The sequence below is a fragment of the Aeromonas sp. NJAU223 genome, from assembly GCF_051125555.1.
Taxonomy (GTDB): domain Bacteria; phylum Pseudomonadota; class Gammaproteobacteria; order Enterobacterales; family Aeromonadaceae; genus Aeromonas; species Aeromonas veronii_G.
The window spans coordinates 2,602,502-2,627,223 of record NZ_CP144204.1; the positions used below are offsets into that span (position 1 = coordinate 2,602,502).

22 protein-coding genes are annotated in these 24,722 nt (G+C 61.8%); 8 read left to right on the forward strand and 14 right to left on the reverse strand.

Annotation, left to right across the window (positions count from 1 at the left end; genetic code table 11):
* Positions 1-78 precede the first annotated feature (78 nt).
* Entirely contained in the window at positions 79-1,074 is a 996-nt protein-coding gene (gene ubiU, locus VZC39_RS11895) for a ubiquinone anaerobic biosynthesis protein UbiU (RefSeq protein WP_434662722.1), read from the forward strand.
* A 79-nt stretch (positions 1,075-1,153) separates the two neighbouring features.
* Complete coding sequence (locus VZC39_RS11900; RefSeq protein WP_434662725.1) at positions 1,154-2,026, forward strand: U32 family peptidase; 873 nt, start codon at positions 1,154-1,156, stop codon at positions 2,024-2,026.
* 64 nt (positions 2,027-2,090) lie between these two features.
* Here the strand turns inward: VZC39_RS11900 and nlpI are convergent, their stop codons facing one another.
* The 7 genes from nlpI to queA all read right to left on the reverse strand — a co-directional run bounded on the left by nlpI (position 2,091) and on the right by queA (position 9,124).
* Positions 2,091-3,032 (reverse strand): lipoprotein NlpI, encoded by a 942-nt coding sequence (gene nlpI, locus VZC39_RS11905; RefSeq protein WP_434662727.1) that lies wholly within the window; start codon positions 3,030-3,032, stop codon positions 2,091-2,093.
* An 89-nt stretch (positions 3,033-3,121) separates the two neighbouring features.
* A complete protein-coding gene (locus VZC39_RS11910) occupies positions 3,122-3,490 on the reverse strand; it encodes a rhodanese-like domain-containing protein (protein ID WP_434662730.1) in 369 nt (122 codons plus the stop codon).
* Between the two features lie 108 nt (positions 3,491-3,598).
* The gene (gene secF / locus VZC39_RS11915) at positions 3,599-4,546 is read right to left on the reverse strand and encodes a protein translocase subunit SecF (protein ID WP_434662732.1); all 948 of its coding nucleotides are present in this window, start codon (positions 4,544-4,546) and stop codon (positions 3,599-3,601) included.
* Positions 4,547-4,555: 9 nt separating this feature from the next.
* Positions 4,556-6,409, reverse strand: a complete 1,854-nt coding sequence (secD, locus tag VZC39_RS11920) for a protein translocase subunit SecD (protein ID WP_434662734.1) — start codon at positions 6,407-6,409, stop codon at positions 4,556-4,558.
* Between the two features lie 18 nt (positions 6,410-6,427).
* Positions 6,428-6,763, reverse strand: coding sequence for a preprotein translocase subunit YajC (yajC, locus tag VZC39_RS11925; protein ID WP_100858982.1), 336 nt, complete (start codon positions 6,761-6,763; stop codon positions 6,428-6,430).
* A gap of 51 nt (positions 6,764-6,814) precedes the next feature.
* Positions 6,815-7,951 (reverse strand): tRNA guanosine(34) transglycosylase Tgt, encoded by a 1,137-nt coding sequence (tgt, locus tag VZC39_RS11930; protein ID WP_349918108.1) that lies wholly within the window; start codon positions 7,949-7,951, stop codon positions 6,815-6,817.
* 120 nt (positions 7,952-8,071) lie between these two features.
* On the reverse strand, positions 8,072-9,124 hold the full coding sequence (queA, locus tag VZC39_RS11935; protein ID WP_434662738.1) for a tRNA preQ1(34) S-adenosylmethionine ribosyltransferase-isomerase QueA: 1,053 nt from the start codon (positions 9,122-9,124) through the stop codon (positions 8,072-8,074).
* A gap of 339 nt (positions 9,125-9,463) precedes the next feature.
* Here queA and VZC39_RS11940 point away from each other — a divergent pair, with 339 nt between their 5' ends.
* From VZC39_RS11940 to ahpF, 3 genes are all read left to right on the forward strand, one after another.
* Positions 9,464-9,910, forward strand: a complete 447-nt coding sequence (locus VZC39_RS11940) for a CBS domain-containing protein (RefSeq protein ID WP_434662740.1) — start codon at positions 9,464-9,466, stop codon at positions 9,908-9,910.
* Between the two features lie 622 nt (positions 9,911-10,532).
* On the forward strand, positions 10,533-11,099 hold the full coding sequence (gene ahpC, locus VZC39_RS11945) for an alkyl hydroperoxide reductase subunit C (RefSeq protein ID WP_349918113.1): 567 nt from the start codon (positions 10,533-10,535) through the stop codon (positions 11,097-11,099).
* 148 nt (positions 11,100-11,247) lie between these two features.
* Positions 11,248-12,834, forward strand: a complete 1,587-nt coding sequence (ahpF, locus tag VZC39_RS11950) for an alkyl hydroperoxide reductase subunit F (RefSeq protein ID WP_349918114.1) — start codon at positions 11,248-11,250, stop codon at positions 12,832-12,834.
* 87 nt (positions 12,835-12,921) lie between these two features.
* Here ahpF and VZC39_RS11955 read toward each other — a convergent pair whose 3' ends face one another.
* Positions 12,922-14,217, reverse strand: coding sequence for an MFS transporter (locus VZC39_RS11955; RefSeq protein ID WP_349918116.1), 1,296 nt, complete (start codon positions 14,215-14,217; stop codon positions 12,922-12,924).
* A gap of 120 nt (positions 14,218-14,337) precedes the next feature.
* On the opposite strand from VZC39_RS11955, the gene VZC39_RS11960 reads away from it, so the two are divergent.
* Entirely contained in the window at positions 14,338-14,583 is a 246-nt protein-coding gene (locus VZC39_RS11960; RefSeq protein ID WP_349918118.1) for a hypothetical protein, read from the forward strand.
* 135 nt (positions 14,584-14,718) lie between these two features.
* Here VZC39_RS11960 and VZC39_RS11965 read toward each other — a convergent pair whose 3' ends face one another.
* Positions 14,719-15,468 carry a class I SAM-dependent methyltransferase gene (locus VZC39_RS11965; protein WP_434662744.1) on the reverse strand — a complete coding sequence of 250 codons (750 nt, stop codon included), beginning with the start codon at positions 15,466-15,468 and terminating at the stop codon, positions 14,719-14,721.
* A 307-nt stretch (positions 15,469-15,775) separates the two neighbouring features.
* Between VZC39_RS11965 and VZC39_RS11970 the strand changes: the two genes are divergently transcribed.
* Both VZC39_RS11970 and VZC39_RS11975 read left to right on the forward strand, forming a co-directional pair.
* Positions 15,776-16,258 carry a VOC family protein gene (locus tag VZC39_RS11970; protein ID WP_434662746.1) on the forward strand — a complete coding sequence of 161 codons (483 nt, stop codon included), beginning with the start codon at positions 15,776-15,778 and terminating at the stop codon, positions 16,256-16,258.
* Between the two features lie 298 nt (positions 16,259-16,556).
* Complete coding sequence (locus tag VZC39_RS11975; RefSeq protein WP_434662748.1) at positions 16,557-16,760, forward strand: hypothetical protein; 204 nt, start codon at positions 16,557-16,559, stop codon at positions 16,758-16,760.
* Between the two features lie 121 nt (positions 16,761-16,881).
* Here the strand turns inward: VZC39_RS11975 and gcvP are convergent, their stop codons facing one another.
* The 5 genes from gcvP to ubiH all read right to left on the reverse strand — a co-directional run bounded on the left by gcvP (position 16,882) and on the right by ubiH (position 24,544).
* Positions 16,882-19,758, reverse strand: a complete 2,877-nt coding sequence (gene gcvP, locus VZC39_RS11980; RefSeq protein WP_434662750.1) for an aminomethyl-transferring glycine dehydrogenase — start codon at positions 19,756-19,758, stop codon at positions 16,882-16,884.
* A gap of 278 nt (positions 19,759-20,036) precedes the next feature.
* Positions 20,037-20,426: a glycine cleavage system protein GcvH gene (gcvH, locus tag VZC39_RS11985; RefSeq protein ID WP_349918127.1), complete on the reverse strand. Its 390-nt coding sequence runs from the start codon at positions 20,424-20,426 to the stop codon at positions 20,037-20,039.
* An 81-nt stretch (positions 20,427-20,507) separates the two neighbouring features.
* Complete coding sequence (gene gcvT, locus VZC39_RS11990) at positions 20,508-21,605, reverse strand: glycine cleavage system aminomethyltransferase GcvT (protein WP_434662753.1); 1,098 nt, start codon at positions 21,603-21,605, stop codon at positions 20,508-20,510.
* A 401-nt stretch (positions 21,606-22,006) separates the two neighbouring features.
* The gene (locus tag VZC39_RS11995) at positions 22,007-23,239 is read right to left on the reverse strand and encodes an FAD-dependent 2-octaprenylphenol hydroxylase (RefSeq protein ID WP_349918131.1); all 1,233 of its coding nucleotides are present in this window, start codon (positions 23,237-23,239) and stop codon (positions 22,007-22,009) included.
* Between the two features lie 84 nt (positions 23,240-23,323).
* Positions 23,324-24,544 carry a 2-octaprenyl-6-methoxyphenyl hydroxylase gene (gene ubiH, locus VZC39_RS12000; RefSeq protein WP_434662755.1) on the reverse strand — a complete coding sequence of 407 codons (1,221 nt, stop codon included), beginning with the start codon at positions 24,542-24,544 and terminating at the stop codon, positions 23,324-23,326.
* Between the last annotated feature and the right edge of the window lie 178 nt (positions 24,545-24,722).

Consider the following 24,722-nt stretch of genomic DNA (forward strand, 5'->3'; position numbering starts at 1 on the left):
CCTCAGGTCAAAAAGTGGGAGCGCGCCCGTGCATACAATCGGGCCACTTTTGCATTTTTGCCCTCTCGGAGCGTACCGATGGAATTACTCTGCCCGGCAGGCAGCCTGCCGGCACTGAAGACCGCCGTGGATAACGGCGCCGATGCCGTCTATATCGGCTTCAAGGACGACACCAACGCCCGCCACTTCGCCGGCCTCAACTTCACCGACAGCAAGCTGGAAAAGGCGGTGGACTACGTGCACCAGCATGGTCGCAAGCTGCACATCGCCATCAATACTTTCGCCCACCCGGGCTCGGATGCGAGGTGGAAACAGGCGGTGGACAGGGGCGCGGCCCTCGGTGCCGACGCCCTCATCATCGCCGATCTCGCCGTGCTCGATTACGCCAGCCGCCGCTATCCCGACATGGAGCTGCACGTCTCGGTGCAGGCGAGCGCCACCAATGCCGCCGCCATCCGCTTCTATCAGGATCATTTCAACGTCGGCCGGGTGGTGCTGCCCCGGGTGCTCTCCATGCACCAGGTCAAGCAGCTCGCCCGCGAGACGGACGTCGGCCTCGAGGTGTTCGCCTTCGGCAGCCTCTGCATCATGGCGGAGGGGCGCTGTTATCTTTCGTCCTACATGACAGGCGAGAGCCCCAATACCGTGGGGGCCTGCTCACCGGCCAAATATGTGCGCTGGGAAGAGACCCCCGGCGGCCTCGAATCCCGCCTCAACGAGGTGCTGATCGATCGCTACGGCCCGGGGGAGAACGCCGGCTACCCGACCCTGTGCAAGGGCCGCTTCAAGGTGGATGGTCAGACCTATCACGCCCTGGAAGAGCCCACCAGCCTCAACACCCTGGGCCTCTTGCCCGAGCTGTGCCAGACCGGGATCCAGTCGGTCAAGATTGAAGGGCGCCAGCGCAGCCCCGCCTACGTGGAGCAGGTAACCCGGGTCTGGCGCGCCGCCATTGACAGCTATCTCGCCAACCCCGAGGGCTACAGCGTCCGGAGCGAATGGGATGCCCAGCTCGCCCGGGTCTCCGAAGGCAGCCAGACAACCCTGGGTGCCTACCATCGCCAATGGCAATGACAGGAGACCCCATGCCCCGTTCCCCCCATCAAGGCTGGCCTATTTTTCACTGCTTTCATGGCATCAAGGAGCACAACTAATGCAATTCTCTCTCGGCCCCCTGCTCTTCTACTGGCCCAAGGCCGACACCCAGTCATTCTACGAGGCCGCCGCCCGGAGTCAGGCCGACATCATCTATCTGGGGGAGACGGTGTGCAGCAAGCGCCGCGAACTCAAGGCGGATGAGTGGATTGCCCTGGCCCGCGAGGTAGCCAGCTCGGGCAAGCAGGCGGTGCTCTCCACCCTGGCGCTCATCTCGGCCCCGTCCGAACTCAAGGAGGTCAAGCGGCTGGTAGACAACGGCGACCTGCTGGTTGAGGCCAACGATCTGGGCACCGTCCAGCTCGCCAGAGAGGCCGGCCTGCCGTTTGTCTGCGGCCCGGCCATCAACGCCTACAACGCCGATGTGCTGCGCATGTTGCTCAGAAGCGGAATGCAGCGCTGGGTGATGCCGGTGGAGCTCTCCCGGGACTGGCTGGTGCAGCTGGTGCAGGATCTGGGGGCCGATCGCCAGCGCTTCGAGGTGGAAGTCTTTGCCTACGGCCACCTGCCGCTCGCCTACTCGGCCCGCTGCTTCACCGCCCGCTCACTCGACAAGCCCAAGGATAACTGCGAGCTCGCCTGCATCCACTATCCCAACGGCCGTCTCGCCCACAGCCGCGAGGGGCAGAAGGTGTTCAACCTCAACGGCATCCAGACCCAGTCCGGCTACTGCTACAACCTCGGCAACGATCTCAAGGGAATGGCAGACCTGGTGGACGTGGTGCGCCTCTCCCCCGAGGGGATGGGCACCCTGGATATGCTGGCCCGTTTCAAGGCCAACCAGCAGGGTCAGGCACCGCTTTCCCTGCAGCAGGAGCACGACTGCAACGGCTACTGGCGCCAGATCCCCGGCATGAGTCTGGTGGGATAACCGTCAACGCGCAGACAGCAAAAAGGCCTCGTGATGAGGCCTTTTTTACGGCTTGCCTCCGGGGTCAGGAGGCTTGCTTGCTCTTCTGTGCGCTCGGGGCGCCGGGCGGCACGGGTTTGCGGGCCATCAACTCCAGCTCCAGCAGGGCATAGCGATGCTCGATGAAGTCGTAGACGTTGTTGGCAAGGGCCAGCTTGAAGTAACTGATGGCTTCCTTGCGGTTGCCCTTGGCCAGCTCAAACTTGCCGAGGTAGAAGTAGGTCTCGCACAGGCGCTCGGCGAGCTCCCGGTTGTCCTTCACCCCTTTCACCACGTTGCCCATCAGCTGGGTCGCATTGATCTCGCCGATATAGAGGCGAACCAGATCCCAGTTCCAGGCATCGTCATCGTACTTATTGAGGCGCTCGCGCATCCGGCTCATGGCCGCCGAGGCATCCAGCTTCTGCTCGGCCAGATAGAGCCAGATCACCCGGTAGGGGTCTTCCGGCTGCGCCTCGTAGAAGCGCTTCATGTCGGCCGCCGCGAGTTCGGGACGATTGCCGTAATAGAGCGCAATGCCACGGTTGAGATAGGCGTAATCATAATCCGGGGCCAGCTCCAGCGCCGAATCGAAGGCCTCGTAGGCCTCGTCATAGTTCTGCTGCTGCACCAGATAGACACCGATGAAGTTGTACGCCTCGGCAAAATCGGGTTTCTCCCGCAGGGCGCGGTTGAAATCCAGTCTGGCCAGGGAACGCAACCCCACTCTGTCAAACACCACGGCACGCTCATAGAACAGCTCGGCACGCTGTTCCGTCGTCAACTCCATTTCACTGAGCATCTGCCCGAGTCGCGCCAGCGCCAACTCGCTCTGGTAGGAGACCTGCAAGGGGGTCGCCAATACCAGCGAAGCGGGTTGCGGCTTGGGAACTTGAGGAGCTGCAACCTGACTGCTACTGCTGCAACCCCACATGGGGAGCAACAACAGGATACCCGTGAGGTATCCAATCCCTATCCTGACGTTCAATGAACACTCCGACGCTTACGCTTGACCCGCATATGGTAAAGGTCAGCCGAGACTTTGTCATGTGGCTGAGCCCCTCTCCCTCAAATAAATCAGGATTCGACAGGGTATCCGGCGTCACTCCAACCGCGAAAGCCTCCATCGACACTGACCACTCGGGTGTAGCCCATCTTCTGCAGGTTCTCTGCCACCAAAATGGAGCGAAATCCCCCCCCACAATAGAGGTAGAGCTCGGTGGCGGGGTCGGGATAGCGCGTCTCGATATCCCGCTCTATCACCCCGCGGCCGAGGTAGGTCGCCCCCGGCAGATGGCCTCTCGCCCACTCGCTTTCTTCGCGCACGTCGACCAGATGAAAATCACGGTCCTCATCCTGCCAGCGCTTGATCTGATGTACGTCAGTTTCTTTCACTTGCGGGCGTATGGCCTCGACCAGTGCCAGAAAACGGGGGTTATGTTGCATGGCTTGCTCCTTGCACTCGTTGTAGCCCGAGCGGATTGCTCACTGTCGTCGAGTATCATGACTCAGTCGAGCCATAAGAGAAAGGGCGCCTTGCGGCGCCCTTGTCGTTTACGGCAGGATCTCTTGCTGATCCGCGCCCTCTTTTTCCACCTGGGTCGGCAGCATGTGCTCCCGCTTGATCCCGAGGAACATGGCAGAGGCGCTCGCCACATAGATGGAGGAGTAGGTCCCGAAGGCCACCCCGATCACCATGGCGATGGCAAAGCCGTGGATGAGCGGACCGCCCTTGAGCAGCAGCGCCACCACCACCACGAAGGTAAGACCAGAGGTGATGATGGTCCGGCTCAGGGTCTCGGTCATGGAGAGATCCATGATTTCTGCGGTATCACCCCGACGCACCTTGCGGAAGTTCTCCCGTACCCGGTCGAACACCACGATGGTGTCGTTGAGCGAGTAACCCACCAGCGTCATCAACGCCGCCAGCACGGTCAGGTCGAACTCGTACTGGAAGTAGGCAAAGATGCCGAGGGTGATGATGACGTCGTGAGCCAGGGAGAGGATCCCCCCCGTCGCCAGGCGCCACTCGAAGCGCACCGCCACGTAGATCAGGATACAGAGGATGGAGGCCAGCATGGCCAGCGCCCCGTCTGTCGCCAGCTCGTCACCCACTGAGGGGCCGACGAATTCCACGCGCTTGAGCACGGCACTCTCGTCGATGAGCTTGGCGGCCGCCAGCACTTCATTGCCCTGCTGCTCGACCTTGACCCCCTCTTGCGGGGCCATGCGCACCAACACGTCACGGCTGGAGCCGAAGAATTGCAGGGTCGCCCCTTCAATCTTCTGCTGATCCAGCGCCTCGTGCATCTTGTCCAGGCTCACCGATTGCTGGAACCCCACTTCGATGGTGGTACCACCAGTGAAGTCCAGGCCCCAGTTCAGGCCGCGATCGAACAGGATGTAGAGGGCGAACACCGTCACCAGAGCAGAGAGCACCATACCCGTCTTGGCGAAACGCATGAAGGGGATGGGCTTTTCAAAATGTAGAATTTGAAACATGTCTCTTCCTTAGATCGGCAGCTTGTCGATGCGCCGTCCACCCCAGGCCAGGTTGATAATGGCGCGGGATACCGTGATGGCGGTGAACATGGAGGCGGTCAGACCAATCCCCAGCGTCAGGGCGAAGCCCTTGATGGCGCCGGTACCGATACCGAACAGGATCACGCAGGTGATGAGCGAGGTAACGTTGGAGTCGGCGATGGTGGAGAAGGCGCGATCAAAGCCCATGTGAATGGCTTGCTGCACCCCGCGACCATTGCGGATCTCTTCACGAATACGCTCGTAGATCAGCACGTTCGCATCCACCGCCATGCCCAGCGTCAAGACGATACCGGCGATGCCCGGCAGGGTCATGGTGGCCCCCGGGATCATCGACATGATACCGACGATGAGCACCAGGTTCATGGTCAGCGCCAGGTTGGCCACCCAGCCGAAGGCGCGGTAGTAGATCCCCATGAACAGCACGATCACCAGCATGGCCCAGCCGATGGCTTCCATACCGCTGTCGATGTTCTGCTGACCCAGGCTCGGGCCTATGGTGCGCTCTTCCACGATCTGGATCGGGGCGATCAGGGCACCGGCACGCAGCAGCAGCGCCAGGTTGTGGGCTTCGTTGGCGTTATCGATGCCGGTGATGCGGAACTGGCTACCCAGACGAGACTGGATAGTCGCGACGTTGATCACCTCTTCCTGCTTGCGGAACTTGCGCTTGCCATCCGGACCCGGTTGGCCCACCGGCTTGTACTCGATGAAGACGGTCGCCATGCCCTTACCAACGTTGTCCTTGGTAAAGTTGGCCATCTTGTTGCCGCCCTGGCTGTCGAGCTTGATGTTGACCTGGGGACGGCTGTATTCATCGAAACCGGACTGGGCACCCACGATGTGGTCACCGGTCAGGATCACGCGCTTTTGCAGCACCACGGGACGACCGTTGCGATCGTTGTACACCTTGGAGCTCGGCGGTACCCGGCCACTGGCGGCGGCCTGGATATCGGCGGTCTCATCGACCATGTGGAATTCCAGGGTCGCGGTCGCGCCCAGGATCTCCTTGGCACGGGCGGTGTCCTGGATCCCAGGCAGTTCCACCACGATGCGCTCGGCACCCTGCTGCTGGACCAGCGGCTCGGCCACCCCCAGCTCGTTCACCCGGTTGCGGATGATGGTGATGTTCTGCTCGAGGGCGTACTTCTTCACTTCCTTGATCTTGGCTTCACTCAAGGAGGCCAGCAGGATGAAGTCATCCCCCTTCTGCTCCGTGGTAAAGGTCAGATCCGGATTCTGGCGACGCAGGAAGGAGACCGCCTTGGACTGATCTTCCTCATCGCGAAACACCACCTGCACCTGATCACCGACCCGGCGCACGCCGGAGTAACGGATCTTCTGGGTACGCAGTTCGGTCCGGAAATCCTGCACCATCTGCTCTTGCTGCTTGGTCAGCGCCTCGGCCATGTCCACTTCCATCAGGAAGTGCACACCACCGCGCAGGTCAAGACCGAGCTTGAGGGGCGCCGCACCGATGGCTTCGAGCCAGGCGGGGGTGGACGGGGCCAGGTTGAGGGCCGTGATGAAGTTGTCACCCAGTTTATTGGCGACGACATCACGTGCTTTCAGCTGATCTTCGGTGTTATTGAAACGAACCAGGATGAAGCCGTGCTCGAAGGCAGCATGTTTGACCGGGATCTTGGCCGCGTCAAGCGTCTCCTTCACCTGATCGAGCGTCTCGAGTTTGACTTCGGCACCACGGCTGGCAGATACCTGCAAGGCCGGGTCTTCGCCGTAAAGATTGGGGGCTGCATATAGAAAACCGATGGCGATCACCACGACCACCATCAGGTATTTCCACAGCGGATAGCGATTTAACACGCTGTGCTCCTCGGGAGATTAGAGGGACTGGATAGAACCCTTGGGCAGAACGGCAGAGACGAAGTCACGCTTGATGGTGACCTGGGTCTGATCGTTCAGGGCCAGCACAATGTATTCGCTGTCGGCGGATACCTTGGCGATTTTACCGACCAGGCCACCGGAGGTGAGCACTTCGTCACCCTTGGCCAGGGAGCTCATCAGATCACGGTGAGTCTTGGCACGCTTGGCCTGGGGACGGTAGATCATGAAATAGAAGATAAGGCCGAAGACGGCCAGCATGATGATCATTTCCATGCCACCACCCTGTGCACCCGGAGCCGCGCCTTCTGCATATGCCTTGGAGATAATGCTCATTTAACAACCTCTTGTTTGATGTAGATTTGATGAATAGCTGATAACTCGTTGTTATTTAGCGTTGTTTTCAGCTAATGGAGGCACAGGCTTCCCTTGCCGACGGTAGAACTCAGTTACAAAGTCGTCTAATTTACCCTGCTCGATCGCGTCCCGCAAACCCTGCATCACCCGCTGGTAATAACGCAGGTTATGGATGGTATTCAGACGGGCGCCGAGGATCTCGTTGCACTTGTCCAGATGGTACAGATAGCTGCGGGTGTAGTTCTTGCAGGTATAGCAATCGCATTCCGCATCCAGGGTGCTGGTGTCCTCGCGATACTTGGCATTGCGGATCTTGACCACCCCGTCCGTGGTAAACAGATGGCCGTTGCGAGCATTTCGGGTCGGCATCACGCAGTCGAACATGTCGATGCCGCGGCGCACCCCTTCCACCAGGTCCTCCGGCTTGCCTACCCCCATCAGGTAGCGTGGCTTGTCCGCCGGGATCTTCGGGCAGACGTGATCGAGGATGCGATGCATGTCTTCCTTGGGTTCACCCACCGCCAGACCGCCGACGGCATAGCCGTCAAAGCCAATCTCCAGCAAGCCGTCCAGGGAGACATCCCGCAGCGGCTCATAGACCGAGCCCTGGATGATGCCGAACAGGGCGTTCTTGTTGCCCAGGGCATCGAACTTGTCCCGGGAACGTTTGGCCCAGCGCAGGGACATCTCCATGGACTTGCGCGCCTCTTCGTACGTGGCCGGATAGGGCGTGCACTCGTCGAAGATCATGACGATGTCGGAGCCCAGATCGTACTGGATCTCCATGGATTTCTCGGGGTCGAGGAAGATCTTCTCGCCGTTGATGGGATGACGGAAATGTACCCCTTCTTCGGTGATCTTGCGGATGTGACCCAGGCTGAACACCTGGAAGCCACCGGAGTCGGTCAGGATGGGCCCCTGCCAGTTCATGAAATCGTGCAGATCCCCGTGGGCCCGCATCACTGCCTGCCCCGGCCGCAGCCAGAGGTGGAAGGTGTTGCCAAGCAGGATCTGGGCGCCGGTCTCACGGACCTCTTCCGGGGTCATCCCCTTGACGGTGCCGTAGGTACCGACCGGCATGAAGGCCGGGGTCTGGACGGTGCCACGCTCGAATACCAGCTGACCGCGGCGAGCGCGGCCATCGGTGGTTTTCAGTTCAAATTTCATTGCTACCTCGATGCAGTCAGAGAAACAGTCCGACAGTTGAGGGCCCAGCGAGGGCCCGTATATAAGAAGCTGCGCGCGATCTTACTCAGTGATCTTGAACAGGTTCTGAAGGGCGAGGCATCAAGCCTCGTCCCGGCGACGGGTGACGAACATGGCGTCCCCGTAGCTGAAGAAGCGATATTGCCCGGCCACCGCCGCCTGATAGGCCGCCATCACGTGCTCATACCCGGCGAAGGCGCTGACCAGCATGATCAGGGTCGACTCCGGCAGATGGAAGTTGGTGATCATGGCATCGACGACCTGGAACTGATAGCCCGGGAAGATGAAGATGTCGGTGTCGCTGAAAAATGGCGCCAGCGGCTTGCCCTGGGCCAGCGTCACCTTGGCGGCGCTCTCCAGGGATCGCACCGAGGTGGTGCCGACGGCGACGACGCGGCCGCCGCGGGCGCGGGTTGCCGCGATCGCGTCCACCACGGCTTGTGGCACCTCGGCATACTCCGAGTGCATGTGGTGATCTTCAATCTTGTCCACCCGCACCGGTTGGAAGGTGCCTGCCCCTACGTGCAGGGTGACAAAGGCGAGCTCCACTCCCTTGGCCTTGATCCGCTCGAGCAAGGGCTCGTCAAAATGCAGGCCGGCAGTGGGAGCAGCTACGGCGCCCGGTTTCTCGTTGTAAACGGTCTGATAGCGTTCTTTATCGGCATCCTCGTCGGGGCGGTCGATATAGGGGGGCAACGGCATGTGACCGATGGCCTCCAGGATCTCCAGCACCGGGCGCGGGTCCAGGAAGTGGATCTCGAACAGGGCGTCGTGACGGGCACGCATCTCCGCTTCGACACCACCATCCAGAATGAGGCGAGTGCCCGGCTTGGGGGACTTGGAGGAGCGAACGTGAGCCAGCACGCTGTGCTCGTCCAGAATGCGCTCCACCAGCACCTCCAGCTTGCCGCCGCTGGCCTTCTGGCCAAACATGCGGGCCGGAATGACGCGAGTGTTGTTGAACACCAGCAGATCGCCGGGATTGAGCTGGTCCAGCACATCCACAAATTGACCGTGGCGCAGGGCGCCGCTTTGACCATCGAGCTGCAACAGACGGCTGGCGGTGCGCTGCGTCATGGGATAGCGGGCAATCAGCTCGTCTGGCAGATCAAAATGAAAATCGGATACTTGCATCTTTCACCTCGGGGGGAATCGGCGGCTAGTCTAGTTATCCCCTTACGGCAAGGCAACCCAAAAGACCAAAAACCCAAGGCAGACAAGGGATAGCGGGCGCTTTTGTGAGCATTGGGATCTGCTGGCCTGTCATCACGCGCGCAGCGGCGTCGGCGTGCACGCCGAACCGGGTTAGAGACAAGGCATCTGGCCACGAAGTCTCGGCATCACACACCATGGACTGAGCCGCATCTGCCGCTCTTGGGAGTTAATGGTTGTTTAACGATCTGTATTGACCCTGATCAGGTTTTGACTGCGGCGGCTGGGCTAGGGTGGGATCAGAGACACAAGGAGGCCACCATGATGACACTGTCTGAAATCATGACCGAACACCCCTTCACATTGGGTCCACAGAACAGCGTCAAGCAGGCGATGGACCTGATGCAGCAGGAGCGGATCCGCCACATTCCCATCGTCGACGAATATCATCATCTGCTGGGACTGGTCACCCTCTCCGACATCCTCGCCACCCGTGAGTCCAAACTGCTGCTGATCAATCCGGAACGGGAAGCGGAGTTCACCGACAGCGTGCAGCTCGACGACATCATGACTCGCCAGGTGGCGACCGTGGATCCCCGCGCCGGCATCAAGGAGGCGGCACTTTATCTGCAACGCCACAAATATGGCTGCCTGCCGGTCATCAAGGGGCAGAGACTTGTGGGCATCGTCACCGAGTCTGATTTCATTGCGGTGGCCATCAATCTGCTGGAGTTGCTTGAAGAGCAGGAGCCTCAAGCGGATTTTTGATCACAAAATCTCGTAATAAAATTACATTAAAGGCGTTTTCAGTCTAAAAATCGGCCATAAAACTGAAAGACTTTCATTTTGAATGGAAAATTACATCACAAGCTTGCTTTGTGATCACCATCACACTATCATGTCTCTCATGCAATGTTTGCCGAGGGGAAGATGAGGATTGTGCACCCGTACTCTTCCCTTCATATGTCTGCAAGTTTGCACACCCCGTAGTAAGTCTTTGCTGTAAAGCATTTTATATATCGCCATTCCTTGTTTGATGACCCGGCCTCCTCATGCGATGACGCCGGGATTTTTTTGTCTCTCTTTCGCCCTCCCCGACGAACCTTCATCTTTCCCTGCTTTCATCCCATGGGTAAAACAAGATCCCATCCGGGACTTGAAAATGTGACCCGCAGGACAGAAATTGAACTTCGACAATGAGTTATCTGTGAAGTCCTGAGATATTCATGTTGAGTACAGTTGTGATGGGTTATCTAATAAATAGATTTATGTGATTCAAAATTGTGGCTTTGACCGATTAGCGAAAAGCCCTATGATGCCTCCATCGAAAGTTAAACGCCTCGACTGGCCTGGCCAGACAGGCATATGTACATCACCAAGGAGCAAATACATGTCTACCTATATCAACACTGAAATCAAGCCGTTCAACGCTACCGCTTACCACGAAGGCAAATTCGTTCAGGTGTCTGACGCTGATCTGAAAGGCAAGTGGTCCGTGGTGTTCTTCTACCCGGCTGACTTCACCTTCGTTTGCCCGACCGAGCTGGGCGACCTGGCAGACAACTACGCAGCATTCAAGAAGCTGGGCGTCGAGATCTACGCCGTCTCCACCGACACCCACTTCACTCACAAGGCCTGGCACGACACTTCTGACACCATCAAGAAGATCCAGTACCCGATGATCGGCGACCCCACCGGTGCCATCACCCGCAACTTCGGCGTGATGATCGAAGAAGCTGGTCTGGCTGACCGTGGTACCTTCGTTATCGACCCGAACGGCATCATCCAGATCGTCGAGATCAACGCCGGCGGCATCGGTCGTGACGCCCTGGAACTGCTGCGCAAAGTCAAAGCTGCCCAGTACGTTGCCGCTCACCCGGGTGAAGTTTGCCCGGCCAAGTGGAAAGAAGGCGAAGCCACTCTGGCCCCGTCCCTGGATCTGGTAGGCAAAATCTAAGCCTCCCCGCTCTAAAGACCGGCCCGTTCAAGGGCCGGTCTGTTTTCCGGCCCACTTCAAACGTGCCGGTCTGCTTTCTGGCCCAGTATTCTCCGTATTCTGTGCCCTCTCATAGTGCCGACCGCATTCAGCAAGAAGGAATTCGACCATGTTAGATACCAACCTCAAACAACAACTCAACGGTTACTTGCAGTACATCGTCAATCCCATCGAGATCAGCGTGTCTGGCAACGACAGCGACAAATCCGCCGAACTCCTGGCTTTGGCCACCGAGATCAGCGAGATGTCCCCCAAAATTTCCATGACTGATGGCACAGCCGCCCGCAAGCCTTCCATGAGCATCGCGCCCCAGGGTCAAGCCCCCCGCGTGCATTTTGCCGGCATCCCCATGGGTCATGAATTCACCTCCCTGGTACTCGCCCTGCTGCAAAGCGGCGGCCACCCCTCCAAGGCCGACCCGGCCGTGCTGGAGCAGGTCAAGAACCTGAAGGGCGAGTTCCACTTCGAGACCTATATCTCTCTGTCCTGCCACAACTGTCCGGACGTGGTACAGGCCCTGAACCTGATGGCGACCCTGAACCCCGGCATCACCCACACCATGATCGACGGCGCCCTGTTCCAGGATGAAGTTGCCGAGCGCCAGATCATGGCCGTGCCGAACGTCTATCTGAACGGTCAGCCGTTCAGCCAGGGTCGAATCTCCTTGGAAGAAGTGGTCGCCAAGCTCGACACCGGCGCCGCCGCGCGCAAGGCCGAAGAGCTCAATGAAAAAGCCCCCTACGACGTCCTGGTGGTCGGCGGTGGCCCGGCTGGCGCAGCCGCCGCTATCTATGCCGCCCGTAAAGGCATTCGTACCGCTATCGTTGCCGAGCGCTTCGGTGGTCAGGTGATGGACACCGTCGGCATCGAGAACTTCATCTCCGTGCCCTACACCGAAGGCCCCAAGCTGGCCGCCAGCCTGGAGCAGCACGTCAAGCAGTACGGCGTGGAAGTGATCACCGAGCAGCGCGCCGCCGCCATCAGCAAGGATGGCTACGTGAACGTGGATCTCGCCTCCGGCGCGACCTTGAAGAGCCGCGCCGTGATCCTGGCCACCGGTGCCCGCTGGCGCGACCTGAACGTGCCGGGTGAAGTGGAATACCGCACCAAGGGCGTGGCCTACTGCCCCCATTGCGACGGCCCCTTCTTCAAGGGCAAGCGGGTTGCGGTGATCGGTGGCGGTAACTCCGGCATCGAGGCGGCCATCGACTTGGCTGGCATCGTCGAGCACGTCACCGTGGTGGAGTTCGCCGATACCCTGCGTGCCGACGAGGTGCTGCAGAAGAAGGCCCGCTCCATGGGCAACATCGACATCATCATGAGCGCCCGTACCACCGAAGTGATCGGTGACGGCAGCAAGGTGGTCGGCATGGATTACGAAGACCGTACCACGGGTGAGATCAAGCACCTGGCGGTGGCTGGCATCTTCGTACAGATCGGTCTGGTGCCGAACACCGAGTTCCTGAAAGGGAGCGACGTAGCCCTGACCCGCTTTGGCGAGATAGAGATCGACACCAAGGGCGCCACCTCCCTGCCCGGCGTCTACGCCGCAGGGGACGCCACTACCGTGCCGTTCAAGCAGATCATCATCTCCATGGGTGCCGGTGCCACCGCAGCCCTGGGTGCGTTTGATTACCTCATTCGCAATGCAGCGCCAGAAGCGGCGGCTACCAAGGCCGATGCCGTAACCGCCTGATAGGCTCAGCGTCCGACAAAAAGCCGACTCCCTGGAGTCGGCTTTTTTCATGTCTCACGCTTGTTGTACCTCGGTGCGCTTGGCACCCTAACTGCGAGTTGGGGGCTCTTCATCCACGCCCTCATCCGGGGTGGCAAAGCTTGCGGGCACCGCCTCCCCCGCCAGATCCGTTCTCGGCTCCAGCTCCGGAGTCATGGGGGTGTTGGGGGGCACTGGAATGAACACTTGATGCTCGGCCAGAGGAATGGGCGCCCGCTGCCGCTTGCGCCAGCCGAGATAAGAGGCCAACAGGGCGCCACACAGGGCGAAATAGACAAAGAGCCCCTCTGGCCCAACGTGCATCATGACGAAGGGCGCAAGCAGGGGCCCTATCATGGCCCCCAGGCTGTAGGCGAGCAGCAACCCCTGGTTGGCTCCGAGCACCTGATCCGGGCGCAGTTCATCGCAGGCGTGGCTGAGGCTCAAGGGATAGATGGAGAAGGCCATGCCGCCGAGCAGGAACACCAGCCCCCCGGCCACGGGTTCACGCCAGCTCTGCGGTAACATCACCATCAACAGCGCCAGCACCACCAGCGCCACGCAGAGCAGTAAGATCACCAGCCGCCTGTCATAGCGATCCGAGATGCGACCGATGGGGTATTGCAGGCACATGCCCCCCAGGATCACCAGGGCCATCATGTCCGCCACCCGCGCCAGCGATGCACCGCTGTCGGTGAAATAGAGGGGCAGCAGACCGTAGATGGCGCCAAGCAGCAGCCCAGAGGTGAAACTGCTGCCCATGCCCGCCGGGGTAAGCCGCACCAGCTCCAGCACGCCGACCCGCTGGGGGGCCACCATGGCGGGGGTTGCCACCCGGGAGAGCGCGAGCGGCACCACCGACAGGGTGGCGGCCATGGCACACAGGGCAAAGGGCGTCAGCACCAGGGGATCCACCCACTTGAGCAGCAACTGGCCGAGCGCCAGGGAGCCGTAGAGCAGGATCATGTAGAGGGACATCAACCGCCCCCGATTGGCCGGGGTGCTGGAGACCAGCATCCAGGACTCCAGCACCACGAACAGGCCGCCGGTGGCAAAACCCCCGAGCAGGCGCAGCCCCGCCCAGGTGACGGGTTCCACCACCATGCCGTGCAGCAGGAACAGGAAACAGAGCAGGGAAGCATAGGCCGCATAGGCCCGGATATGCCCCACCCGGATGATGAGGCGGGCATTGACGAAGGCCCCGAGCACCAGGCCCCCAAAGTAGGCGGCAGAGACCAGACCGATGGCCTGGGCCGACACCTGCTCGGCCGAGAGTCGCACAGTCAGCAGGGTGTTGAACATGCCGTGACCCAGAATGAAGATCACCAGACTGGTCAGGGGGGACAACAATCTCGTGAGTGCCATAGCCGCTCCTTTCTCAGGGTTGAAGGGTCATGGTAGCCCCGCTCTCTTGCCCCCTTCAACCGGCTTGCCCCGTTTTTGAGAGGCTATCCTTAACGGGATCCCAACATGGAGGTCGTCAAGATGAGAGTCGTGTTGTTGTTGGCAGGCCTGCTCTTCGCTGGCAGTGCCCTCGCCTTTCACTGTCCGATGGACATGAAGAAGATCGATGATGCCCTGGCCACCGACCCCGTGCTCAGTGCCGAGCAACTGGCCGAGGTGAAGCAGCTCAGGGCCGAAGGTGAAGCCCTGCACAAGGCGGGCAAGCATCAGGAATCCGTCGATACCCTGGCCAAGGCCATCACCCTGCTCGGCCTGGACAAGGGGTAACGCCCAGCGGGCTCAAGCACCGCTTAAAAACAGACAGGCCCTCACCGATGAGGGCCTGTTTGTATCGGCGCCAGGCTCGCTGGCCGACCCGCGGCTCGCCCCTTTCGGGGCGTCCACCACGCGGCGTCTGCATCCCTAGACCCGGCCGCTGTAGACCAGGGTCTGGTAGTTGAAGGCAATTTGCCCATCCTGCGCCCAGCGCTCGAACTCCCGCTGGATCAGGGCAGCCAGCTGTTCATAGGCCGGGGTCCCGATGGCGGGAGCATAGGACGAGGAGTTGAGCCGCCCCATGACCCCTGCCAGATCGAACAACTGCCGGTTGGGGAAGCGTTCGAGGCGATATGCTCCCTCGAAGAAGGCTGCGAAGTCGGCGTCATCGAGATTGCGGTGATTGACCTCTTCGTAGTCCCCGGAATAGGCCCGCAGCCCCGCCTCATACGCCTTGAGAAAATCGGTGTCGGTCTGCCTGTCGTTCCAGATGAGCGCCACCGAGCCACCGGGTTTGAGCACGCGCCGGCACTCCTGCTTGAAGGCGGCCCGATCAAACCAGTGAAACGCCTGGGCCACGGTGACGAGATCCAGCGTCCCCGTGGCAATGCCGGTCGCCTCGGCGCTGCCCCCCAGCCAATGGACATTGCCCGCCCCCGCCAGCAGCCGCTCGGCCGCGCCCCGCATGTCGGGATTGGGTTCCACCGCCCACAGCGTCTTCACTCTGGGGGCGAGCAAGGCGGTCAATATGCCGGTTCCGGCCCCGATGTCGGCCACGCTGGCATTCGGCCCCATGGCGAGATCGGTCGCCAGATAATCCAGCATGGCCGCCGGATAGCCGGGCCGATACTTCACATAGGCCTCGACTCGGGCCGAAAAACGCTGGGTACTGTCCATGCCAGACTCCTCTCCTGATTGTCACCCGACCCTGTCGCAATGCGCCCGGGCCATCTATACCCACCATACCAATAGACGGGCGCCGGGTCAGGTTCCGATGACACCTTGGCCCCGTCTGATGGCGAAAAACTGCGTGTCCAGCGAGGGAACCTCGGCCAGCCAGGATGGCAGGGAGACATGCAACCGACCTGATGTGGCTCACCCAGGTCGCGGCCCAGGGCGATGACATCGGCGCCGCGGTGTCCCCACAAAGGCCAAAGGCAGTCAAAAACGCCACCAAGGCACAGACTAACGAAGGAATCTCATCATGAAAGACGCAATAAGCAGAATTTGTCTCTGGTACGATAACAATGCCGAAGAGGCCGCCCGGTTTTATGCCAGCCTCTTCCCCCACTCCGCTGTCGGGGCGCTGTTTTATGCCCCGAGCGACTTCCCCTCGGGCAAGCGGGGGGATCTGCTGACGGTCGAATTCACCGTGCTGGGGATCCCCTGCCTCGGGCTCAACGGCGGGCCTTGCTTCAAGCACAGCGAAGCCTTCTCGTTTCAGGTAACCACCCTGACCCAGGCCGAGACGGACAGCTACTGGCACGCCATCATCGACCACGGCGGCCAGGCGAGCGAATGTGGCTGGTGCAAGGACAAGTGGGGCCTCTCCTGGCAGATCACCCCCCTTGCCCTGACCCAGGCCCTGGCCGACCCCGATCCGGCCGTCGCCCGGCGCGTGTTCGAGGCCATGATGCAGATGGGCAAGATAGACATCGCCGCCATCGAAGCGGCGAGGCGAGGCTGAACCCCTGCCCCAATCTCCCCGCCATCCCTGAATGAGCAGGGCCTGCTCGCCCCTGATTGATCCTGTTCGAACTCGATGCAGCATCTTGCCGATGTCCGGGTAACATATTCACCGGCAGGGCACTGAAGAGACCCAGGCAAGCGGGGGCCACGCTGCTCAGGATCCACGAGGTGTACCTTCATCTGGAGGCTGCGGATCCGCAACCTGTGATCTCCCACCAGCCCCGCACGGAGATGGCGCAATCCGTCACATCATGTGACTATGGGGCATCTCACATGGCGATTTGCAAGGCAGCACAATGTTTTCGATCCGGAACCTTCTGATACTCGGCTTCGTATTTCTCACCAACGGCATCACCTTCATGGTGGTGGGTCTGACCACCCAGCTGGACATCTTCTGGACGCTGGGTCCCTCTTTCATGACCCTTGGCGTTGTCTTTTTGGCCATTTCAAGAACCAGCAGACGCGCTCGCAATCCCGCCTCCCCTCTCCCGGAGGAATGACACGCCCCTCTGCACAGGCCGGATGCTCGGCATCTGTGCCGAGTGCGTCATCGATGCAAATAAAAAGGCCCTGCTGATGCAGGGCCTTGTCGTCATGTGCTGACCGTGATCGGACGAGGGATCAGTCCAGATAATCCTCGGTCGGGATGCAGGAGCAGAACAGGTTGCGATCCCCGTACACATCGTCGATGCGGTTGACGGCGGGCCACAGCTTGCTGGCGCGCACGGCGTCGGACGGGAATACCGCCTCGGCGCGGGTGTAGCCGCGAGCCCACTGCTCGTCCATCACGTCGTCCTGGGTGTGGGGCGCATGCACCAGCGGGTTGTCGGTCAGGCTCCAGTGGCCGTCCTGCACCTTGGCAATCTCGGCGCGGATACGGGTCATGGCTTCGACGAAGCGATCCAGCTCGCGCTTGGATTCGGATTCGGTCGGCTCGACCATCAGGGTGCCCGCCACCGGGAAGCTCATGGTCGGTGCGTGGAAGCCGTAGTCCATCAGGCGCTTGGCCACGTCCATCTCGCTGATGCCGGAGGCTTCCTTGAGCGGACGAATGTCCAGGATGCACTCGTGGGCGACACGATTGTTGCGACCGGTGTAGAGCACGGGGAAGGATTCCCCCAGCTTCTTGGCCAGGTAGTTGGCGTTGAGAATGGCCACCTGGGTAGATTTTTTCAGACCCTCGTCACCCAGCATGGCGATATACATCCAGCTGATGGGCAGGATGCTGGCCGAGCCGAACGGCGCCGCCGACACGGCACCGTTGTCACGGCTCTCCTTGTCGGTCTTGACCACGGCGTGGCCGGCCACGAAGGGTGCCAGATGCTGCTTCACGCCGATGGGGCCCATGCCGGGGCCGCCACCGCCATGGGGAATGGCGAAGGTCTTGTGCAGGTTGAGGTGCGATACGTCCGCACCGATAAAGCCCGGAGCGGTGAGGCCCACCTGGGCGTTCATGTTGGCACCATCCAGATACACCTGACCACCGTACTGGTGCACGATGTCGCACACCTCCTTGATGGTCTCCTCGTACACCCCGTGGGTGGAGGGGTAGGTCACCATCAGGCAGGAGAGCTGATCCCCCACCTCGGCGGCCTTGGCGCGCAGGTCGTCCAAGTCCACGTTACCAGCCTTGTCGCAGGCGGTGACGATGACCTTGAGGCCCGCCATCTGGGCAGACGCCGGGTTGGTGCCGTGGGCGGAGGCCGGGATCAGGCACACATCGCGATGCCCCTCGCCGCGAGACTCGTGGTACTTCTTGATGGCGAGCAAGCCCGCGTACTCGCCCTGGGCGCCGGAGTTCGGCTGCATGCAGACGGCGTCGTAGCCGGTCACCTTCACCAGCCAGTCTTCCAGATCCGCCAGCAGCAGCTGATAGCCCTGGGTCTGGGCCAGCGGGGCGAACGGGTGCAGCTTGCCAAATTCGGGCCAGGTCACCGGGATCATCTCGGCGGTGGCGTTGAGCTTCATGGTGCAGGAGCCGAGCGAGATCATGGCGTAGTTCAGGGCCAGGTCTTTCGCCTCGAGACGGTGGATGTAGCGCAACATCTCGGTCTCGGAGTGGTACTTGTTGAACACCTCGTGGGTCAGCACGGCATCGGTGCGCAGCAGATCCTGCGGGATGGCGTGGTGCGCCTGCGCCTTGGCATCCAGGGCGGCGACGTCCAGACCATGACCCTGGCCGAGGAAGAGATCAAACAGCTCGGCCACGTCCTCGCGGGTGGTGGTCTCGGACAAGGAGATGCCTACGGCGCCGTCCAGATCCGCGCGCAGGTTGATGCCAAGCCCTTCGGCCTTGGCGATCAGTCCTGCCTTGTCAGCAGTCAGCACGGTCAGGGTATCGAACCAGCTGTCGTGCTTGAGGGCCACGCCCTTGGCTTGGAGGCCCAGCGCCAGGATGGAAGTCAGGCGATGAACGCGGGAGGCGATGGCTTTCAGCCCCACAGGGCCGTGGTAGACGGCGTAGAAGCTCGCCATGTTGGCCAGCAGCACCTGGGCGGTACAGATGTTGGAGTTCGCCTTCTCGCGGCGAATGTGCTGCTCACGGGTCTGCATCGCCATGCGCAGGGCAGCCTTGCCGCGGGCATCCTTGGAGACGCCGATGATGCGGCCCGGCATGGAGCGCTTGTAGGCATCGCGGGTAGCGAAGAAGGCGGCATGCGGGCCACCGTAACCCATGGGCACGCCAAAGCGCTGGGCAGAGCCGAATACCACGTCCGCCCCCAGTTCGCCGGGGGATTTGAGCAGCAGCAAGGAGAGCATGTCGGCGCCGACACAGGCCAGACCCTTCTGGGCCTGGACGGCGGCGATCAGCGCGCGCAGATCGGTGACGCTGCCGGTGGTGGTCGGGTACTGGAACATGGCACCGAACACCTCTTCGCTCACCGCCTCAGCAGCGGGACCGACCTGGACATCGAAGCCAAAGTGCACCGCCCGCTCCTTGACCACGTCGATCACCTGGGGGTGCACATCGTCGGCCACGAAGAAGAGGTTGGACTTGGATTTGGCCATGCGCTTGGCAAGGGCCATGGCCTCGGCGGCGGCGGTGGCCTCATCCAGCAGGGAGGCGCTGGCGAGATCCATCCCCGTGAGATCAAGGGTGAGCTGCTGGAAGTTCAGCAGCGCCTCGAGACGGCCCTGGGCCAGCTCCGGCTGATAGGGGGTGTAGGCGGTGTACCAGCCCGGGTTTTCCAGCACGTTGCGCAAGATGACATGGGGCACATGGGTGTCGTGATAACCCATGCCGATGTAGCTCTTGGCAATCTTGTTCTTCGCGGCATAGCCCCTGAGCTTGGCCAGGGCCTCCACCTCGGTCATGGGAGCACCGATGCCGAGCGGGCCCGGACGGCGAATGGCGGCGGGGACGGTCTGATCGATGAGATCGTCCAGGCTCTCGGCGCCCACCACGGCCAGCAAGGCGCGCAGCTCATCCTCACCCGGGCCGATGTGGCGGCGGATGAAGTCGGTTTTTTGTTCGAGTTCAAACAGTGACTGGGTCATTTCCCTGATTTCCTGATCAATAGGTCCTGCTAAAGAAGCCCTGATAGATATTCTCGAGCCGGCGGCGCCGACTCCACTCATGTTCGGTGCACCGCCCAGCGGGCAGGCACGGGATGCGCAAGGGGCATCGACGGGGGTCGCGATTCTGGCGGCCTGCCCGTCTCATCCGGCTGGGACTCGCGGGCTGGCGCGGGCGACTTCACCCGGCCACCAGAGCAGCAGCTGCAACTGGCGGCCAAACAAAAAGGCCCTGCAAATCCTTGCAGGGCCCGGCATGCTTACTCTTCGTCCACCACGTTCTGGTAGCCGTCGGCGTCCAGCAGGTTGGCGAGCTCACTGGCATCGCTCAGCTTGATGCGGAACAGCCAGCCAGCGTCGTAGGGATCGGAGTTGACCAGCTCTGGGCTGCCTTCCAGCTCTTCGTTGACGGCCAGGATCTCGCCGCTCACCGGGCTGTAGATGTCGGAGGCGGCTTTCACCGACTCGGCCACGGCGCACTCTTCACCGGCGCTGACCTGCTTGCCCACTTCCGGCAGATCCACGAACACCATGTCCCCCAGCAGATCCTGGGCGTGCTCGGTAATACCGACCACGGCCTCACCGTTGGCTTCGACACGGATCCACTCGTGGGAGGTGGCATATTTCAGTTCGCTCGGGATATGGCTCATTTCTGCTTCCTTTATGATGTGCTTGGATCGCTTCAACAAAAGTAACGGGCGAAGGGGTAACGCCTTCGCCGCAATCAAGAATTACACCAGCGGCTGGCCGTTGCGCACGAACGCTGGCTTGGTGACTTTCACGGTGACCAGCTTCTTGCGGATCTCGACCTGGGCCTCGGCACCGATGTCGCGGGGGACACGGGCCAGGGCGATGCTGTAACCCAGGGTCGGGGAGAAGGAGCCAGAGGTGATCACCCCTTCCCGGGTCTCGCCGCTCGCGCTGGTGAAGGTGACCGGCATGCCGGCACGCAGCACGCCCTTCTCTTCCATCACCAGACCAACCAGCTTGGGGCTAGTGCCGGCGGCTTTCTGGGCCTCCAGGGCGGCGCGGCCGATGAACTGGCGCTCCGCCGGCTCCCAGGCCAGGGTCCAGGCCATGTTGGCGGCCAGCGGAGAGATGGATTCGTCCATGTCCTGACCGTAGAGGTTCATGCCGGCTTCCAGGCGCAGGGTGTCCCGGGCACCGAGGCCACAGGGAGCCACGCCGTTATCCAGCAGTGCCTGCCACAGATCGCACGCCTGCTCTTGCGGCACCACGATCTCGTAGCCCTCTTCGCCGGTGTAGCCGGTGGTGGCGATGAAGAGATCCCCGGCCTGCACGCCGAAGAAGGGCTTCATGCCTTCCACTGCGGCGTTTTGCTCAGGGGTGAATACCTTGGCCGCCTTGGCTTTGGCCTGCGGGCCCTGCACCGCGATCATCGCGAGTTCGGGACGTTCGGTGACGTTCACCCCGAAATCGGCGGCATGATGGCGGATCCAGGCCAGATCCTTCTCGCGGGTGGCGGAGTTCACCACCAGGCGGTAGAAGGTATCGGTCAGGTAATAGGTGATGAGGTCATCGATGACGCCGCCATCCGGATTGAGCATGCCGCTGTAGAGGGCCTTGCCGGAGACGGTGAGCTTGGCCACGTCGTTGGCCAGCAGGTGTTGCAGGAAGGCTTTGACCCGTTCGCCGGTGAGGTCGACGATGGTCATGTGGGAGACATCGAACATGCCCGCATCGGTGCGCACCGCGTGGTGCTCTTCCAGCTGGGAGCCGTAGTTGATGGGCATTTCCCAACCGTGGAAATCCACCATCTTGGCGCCCGCTTCCAGGTGCTTGGGATGCAGTACTGTAGTCTGGATCATCGCATTCTTTCCTTAGCAAAGAGCCCTAAAGCGTTGGCGACAACACCTGGCCTCTTCCTCGCTCCGGTACAGGAGAGAGACTGGCTCGCCAGGTCTGCGCTCGTTCTCGCCCTTGCAGGGCAAGAGTGATTCCGTGAACGGTGCGGATTATATGACAAGAGCAGAATGCCTCCGCTCAAAAAAAACTAATCCACACTCTTTAAACTGACACCAGACACTAAGGTAAAAACAGTGATAAAAACAGTATCAACCGGCTTTTTGCGAGATTAAATGTTGGTTTTTACCGTTTCGTCACAATTTACAGAAAAACGTTTCCGTCTACGCCAACATTAAAGGCTGGTGCTCCATGGGGGCATTCAGCCTCGTCAGATTAGTTTTATTGCGATAAAGCCTGGGTAATATTAGATTTTTTCACCCTTGGCCAGGGCCGGCAACTCTCCGTCCAGCCCCATGGCGGCCCGGATCATCCCCTGTTTGAGGGGGGTCAGGGTATCCACCATCCGCAGTCCGGCGCCCCGTACCAGCTTCTTCAGGGGGTGACCACCGCCAAACAGCCGCTTGAGCCCCTCCATCGCCGCCAGCATGCGGGCGGCCTCGCTCTTGCGCCAGCGCTCGTAACCGCGCAGGTTGGCGAGCAGGCCGATGTCGGCGCCGGCGCGCTGGCTCTTGAGCAGTTGCTCCGCCAGGGTCGCCGCATCCAGCAGTCCGAGGTTGACCCCCTGCCCTGCCAGCGGGTGTATGGTGTGGGCCGCATCCCCCACCAGCACCAGCCGCTCGCGGGCAAAGTCGCGAGCATAACGCGCCGTGAGCGGGATGGCGCCACGGGCCCCTTCCACCTTGCACAGCCCAAGCCGGCCGTCGAAGGCCGCCGTGAGCTGGCGATTGAACGATGCTTCGTCGCAGGCACAGAGGGCCTCGGCCCGGGCAGCGGGAATGGACCAGACGATGGAGCAGAGATCCGGCTGCCACAGGGGCAGGAAGGCGAGCGGACCATCCGGGGTGAAGATCTGACGGGCCACCCCCTCGTGGGGTTCAATGGTGCGCACCGTCGCCACCAGGGCGTGGTGGCCGTAATCCCAGCTGGTGAGGGGAATGTCCGCCTGACGGCGCACCCAGGAGTGGGCGCCATCGGCCGCCACCACCAGCTTGGCCGAGAGGGCGCGGCCATCTTCCAGCAGCAGCACCGCCCCCGCCTCCCCCACTTGCAGGCTCTTGGCCCGCGCCGGGCTCAGCAGCTGGATATTGCCGGCGCCACCGTTGCCATCAAGAATGGCATCGAGCAGCGCAAGCTGGATGACCCGGTTTTCGACGATGTGACCGAGGGCGGACTGGCGCAGGCTGGCGGCATCGAAATCGATGTGGCCGAAGCTGTCCTGCTCCCACACCGCCATCTTGTCGTAGGCCTGCAGGCGCCGACCCTCGATGCCATCCCAGGCCCCCACGGCCTGCAGGATCCGCTGACTGGCGAGGCTCAGGGCACTCACCCTGTTGTCCGGCGCCTCCCCGAGCGTAGTCTCGGGCAGTTGCCCCTCGACGATGGCCACACTCAGGGCGCTGTTCTTGAGGGCGGCGGCGAGTCCGAGGCCCACCATGCCGCCCCCCACGATCACCACATCCACCGTCTGCATTTGCATCTTCTTGTTCCTTCTGACCGGTCGCCGTGGCCACCGGCATCATCAATCAATTAGCGGGGAGCCTGCCCGTTGGCAGCATTCCCCTCATCTCGTCGTCTGGCTGACGAACCCCAGAGTCTGGTTCGCCAGCGGCGCCTTGAGGCAACCCAGGCGCCCCATCAGGGAGAGCGCCAGATTGCGGCCCGCCACCAGGGGGCCATGGCCGTTGGAGAAGAGCTGGGCCAGGGACGAGGTCAGCCAGATGGTATGGGCCTGATCATCCCGGCGCTGGCGCCAATAGCCGTTCAAGACCTCAAAGCTGCCGATGTCCTCCCCGGCGGCCAGCGCCCTGGCCAGCGCCTGGGTGAGCAGGTCGAGGTCGCGCATGCCGAGGTTGAAACCCTGGCCAGCGATGGGGTGCAGCAGATGGGCGGCATTGCCCACCAGCACGGTACGCTGGGCCAGGGGATAGTCGGTGGCCGCCAGGGCCAACGGGTAGACATGGCGAACCCCGGTTTGCAGGAAGCGCCCGAGCCGCCAGCCAAACGCCTGCTGCAACTGGGCGAGAAAAGCCTGCTCATCCAGCGCCATCAGGGCGTCTGCCTGATCCCGCTGCACGCTCCACACCAGGGAGGAGAGTCCCTCCTGCATGGGCAGCAAGGCCAGCGGCCCCCCCTCGGTGAAACGCTCGAACGCGCGACCGGCCGGATCCTCGGCCGTCTTGACGGTGGCGATGATGGCGCTCTGGCCGTAGTCGTGGCGGGTCACCGGCAGCTTGAAGTGCTGGCGCACGGTGGAGTTGCCCCCGTCGGCCGCCACCAGCAGCCGGGTCTGGTAGTGCTCGCCGCTGGCAAGGCGCAGTCTGACCCCCTCCTCCAGCGGCTCGATGTCCGCCAACTGGGCCGGGCAACAGACCCGGATGTGCGGGCACTGTGCCATCCCCTGTTGCAGAGTGATCCCGGCCGCCGACAGTTCGATCACCTGGCCGAGCGCCGGCAAGCCGTACTCCGCCGCGGTGAGATGAGTCTGGCCGGCGTGGCCCTTGTCGGAGACATGGATATGGGTGATGGGAGCGCAGTGAGGGGCGAAGCGCGGCCAGATCCCGTGCCGGGCGAGGGCCTCGCAGGTACCGGCCGACAGGGCGATGGCCCTGGCATCGAAGCCGGGATGCGCATTGAGTTCGGGGGCGCTCGCCTCCAACAGCAGGACTCGCAGGGGCTCGCCATCCGCGCCGCGCAGGGCCGCGAGGGAGAGTGCCAGCACGGCGCCGCTCATACCGCCGCCGACGATAGCCACATCGACGTTAACCAGAGAGGATTGAGACATGAGATGAGGGAAAAAGCTGAAAACGTGGAGCAATGCTACCACAAAGCCAGGTGGCAGGATGCGACGGCGCGGGCAAAAAGCGCAGCAGCGACCGGCGTTTAAGCAGGCGTCTTGCCGGAGCTTGCGCATCGCCATAGGCAATGGCGCAAAAAAACGGAGCGCCACAGGGGCGCTCCGT

Bases quoted from the DNA above. Each gene is read 5' to 3' on its own strand.
- VZC39_RS11900 (WP_434662725.1), top strand. From the start codon at position 1,154: ATGCAATTCTCTCTCGGCCCCCTGCTCTTCTACTGGCCCAAGGCCGAC.
- queA (WP_434662738.1), bottom strand. From the start codon at position 9,124: ATGCAAGTATCCGATTTTCATTTTGATCTGCCAGACGAGCTGATTGCC.
- VZC39_RS11910 (WP_434662730.1), bottom strand. From the start codon at position 3,490: ATGCAACATAACCCCCGTTTTCTGGCACTGGTCGAGGCCATACGCCCG.
- tgt (WP_349918108.1), bottom strand. From the start codon at position 7,951: ATGAAATTTGAACTGAAAACCACCGATGGCCGCGCTCGCCGCGGTCAG.
- ubiU (WP_434662722.1), top strand. From the start codon at position 79: ATGGAATTACTCTGCCCGGCAGGCAGCCTGCCGGCACTGAAGACCGCC.
- gcvT (WP_434662753.1), bottom strand. From the start codon at position 21,605: ATGATCCAGACTACAGTACTGCATCCCAAGCACCTGGAAGCGGGCGCC.
- ahpF (WP_349918114.1), top strand. From the start codon at position 11,248: ATGTTAGATACCAACCTCAAACAACAACTCAACGGTTACTTGCAGTAC.
- yajC (WP_100858982.1), bottom strand. From the start codon at position 6,763: ATGAGCATTATCTCCAAGGCATATGCAGAAGGCGCGGCTCCGGGTGCA.
- VZC39_RS11970 (WP_434662746.1), top strand. From the start codon at position 15,776: ATGAAAGACGCAATAAGCAGAATTTGTCTCTGGTACGATAACAATGCC.
- VZC39_RS11955 (WP_349918116.1), bottom strand. From the start codon at position 14,217: ATGGCACTCACGAGATTGTTGTCCCCCCTGACCAGTCTGGTGATCTTC.
- ubiH (WP_434662755.1), bottom strand. From the start codon at position 24,544: ATGTCTCAATCCTCTCTGGTTAACGTCGATGTGGCTATCGTCGGCGGC.
- VZC39_RS11940 (WP_434662740.1), top strand. From the start codon at position 9,464: ATGATGACACTGTCTGAAATCATGACCGAACACCCCTTCACATTGGGT.
- ahpC (WP_349918113.1), top strand. From the start codon at position 10,533: ATGTCTACCTATATCAACACTGAAATCAAGCCGTTCAACGCTACCGCT.
- secF (WP_434662732.1), bottom strand. From the start codon at position 4,546: ATGTTTCAAATTCTACATTTTGAAAAGCCCATCCCCTTCATGCGTTTC.
- VZC39_RS11975 (WP_434662748.1), top strand. From the start codon at position 16,557: ATGTTTTCGATCCGGAACCTTCTGATACTCGGCTTCGTATTTCTCACC.
- gcvP (WP_434662750.1), bottom strand. From the start codon at position 19,758: ATGACCCAGTCACTGTTTGAACTCGAACAAAAAACCGACTTCATCCGC.
- VZC39_RS11965 (WP_434662744.1), bottom strand. From the start codon at position 15,468: ATGGACAGTACCCAGCGTTTTTCGGCCCGAGTCGAGGCCTATGTGAAG.
- VZC39_RS11995 (WP_349918131.1), bottom strand. From the start codon at position 23,239: ATGCAAATGCAGACGGTGGATGTGGTGATCGTGGGGGGCGGCATGGTG.
- VZC39_RS11960 (WP_349918118.1), top strand. From the start codon at position 14,338: ATGAGAGTCGTGTTGTTGTTGGCAGGCCTGCTCTTCGCTGGCAGTGCC.
- gcvH (WP_349918127.1), bottom strand. From the start codon at position 20,426: ATGAGCCATATCCCGAGCGAACTGAAATATGCCACCTCCCACGAGTGG.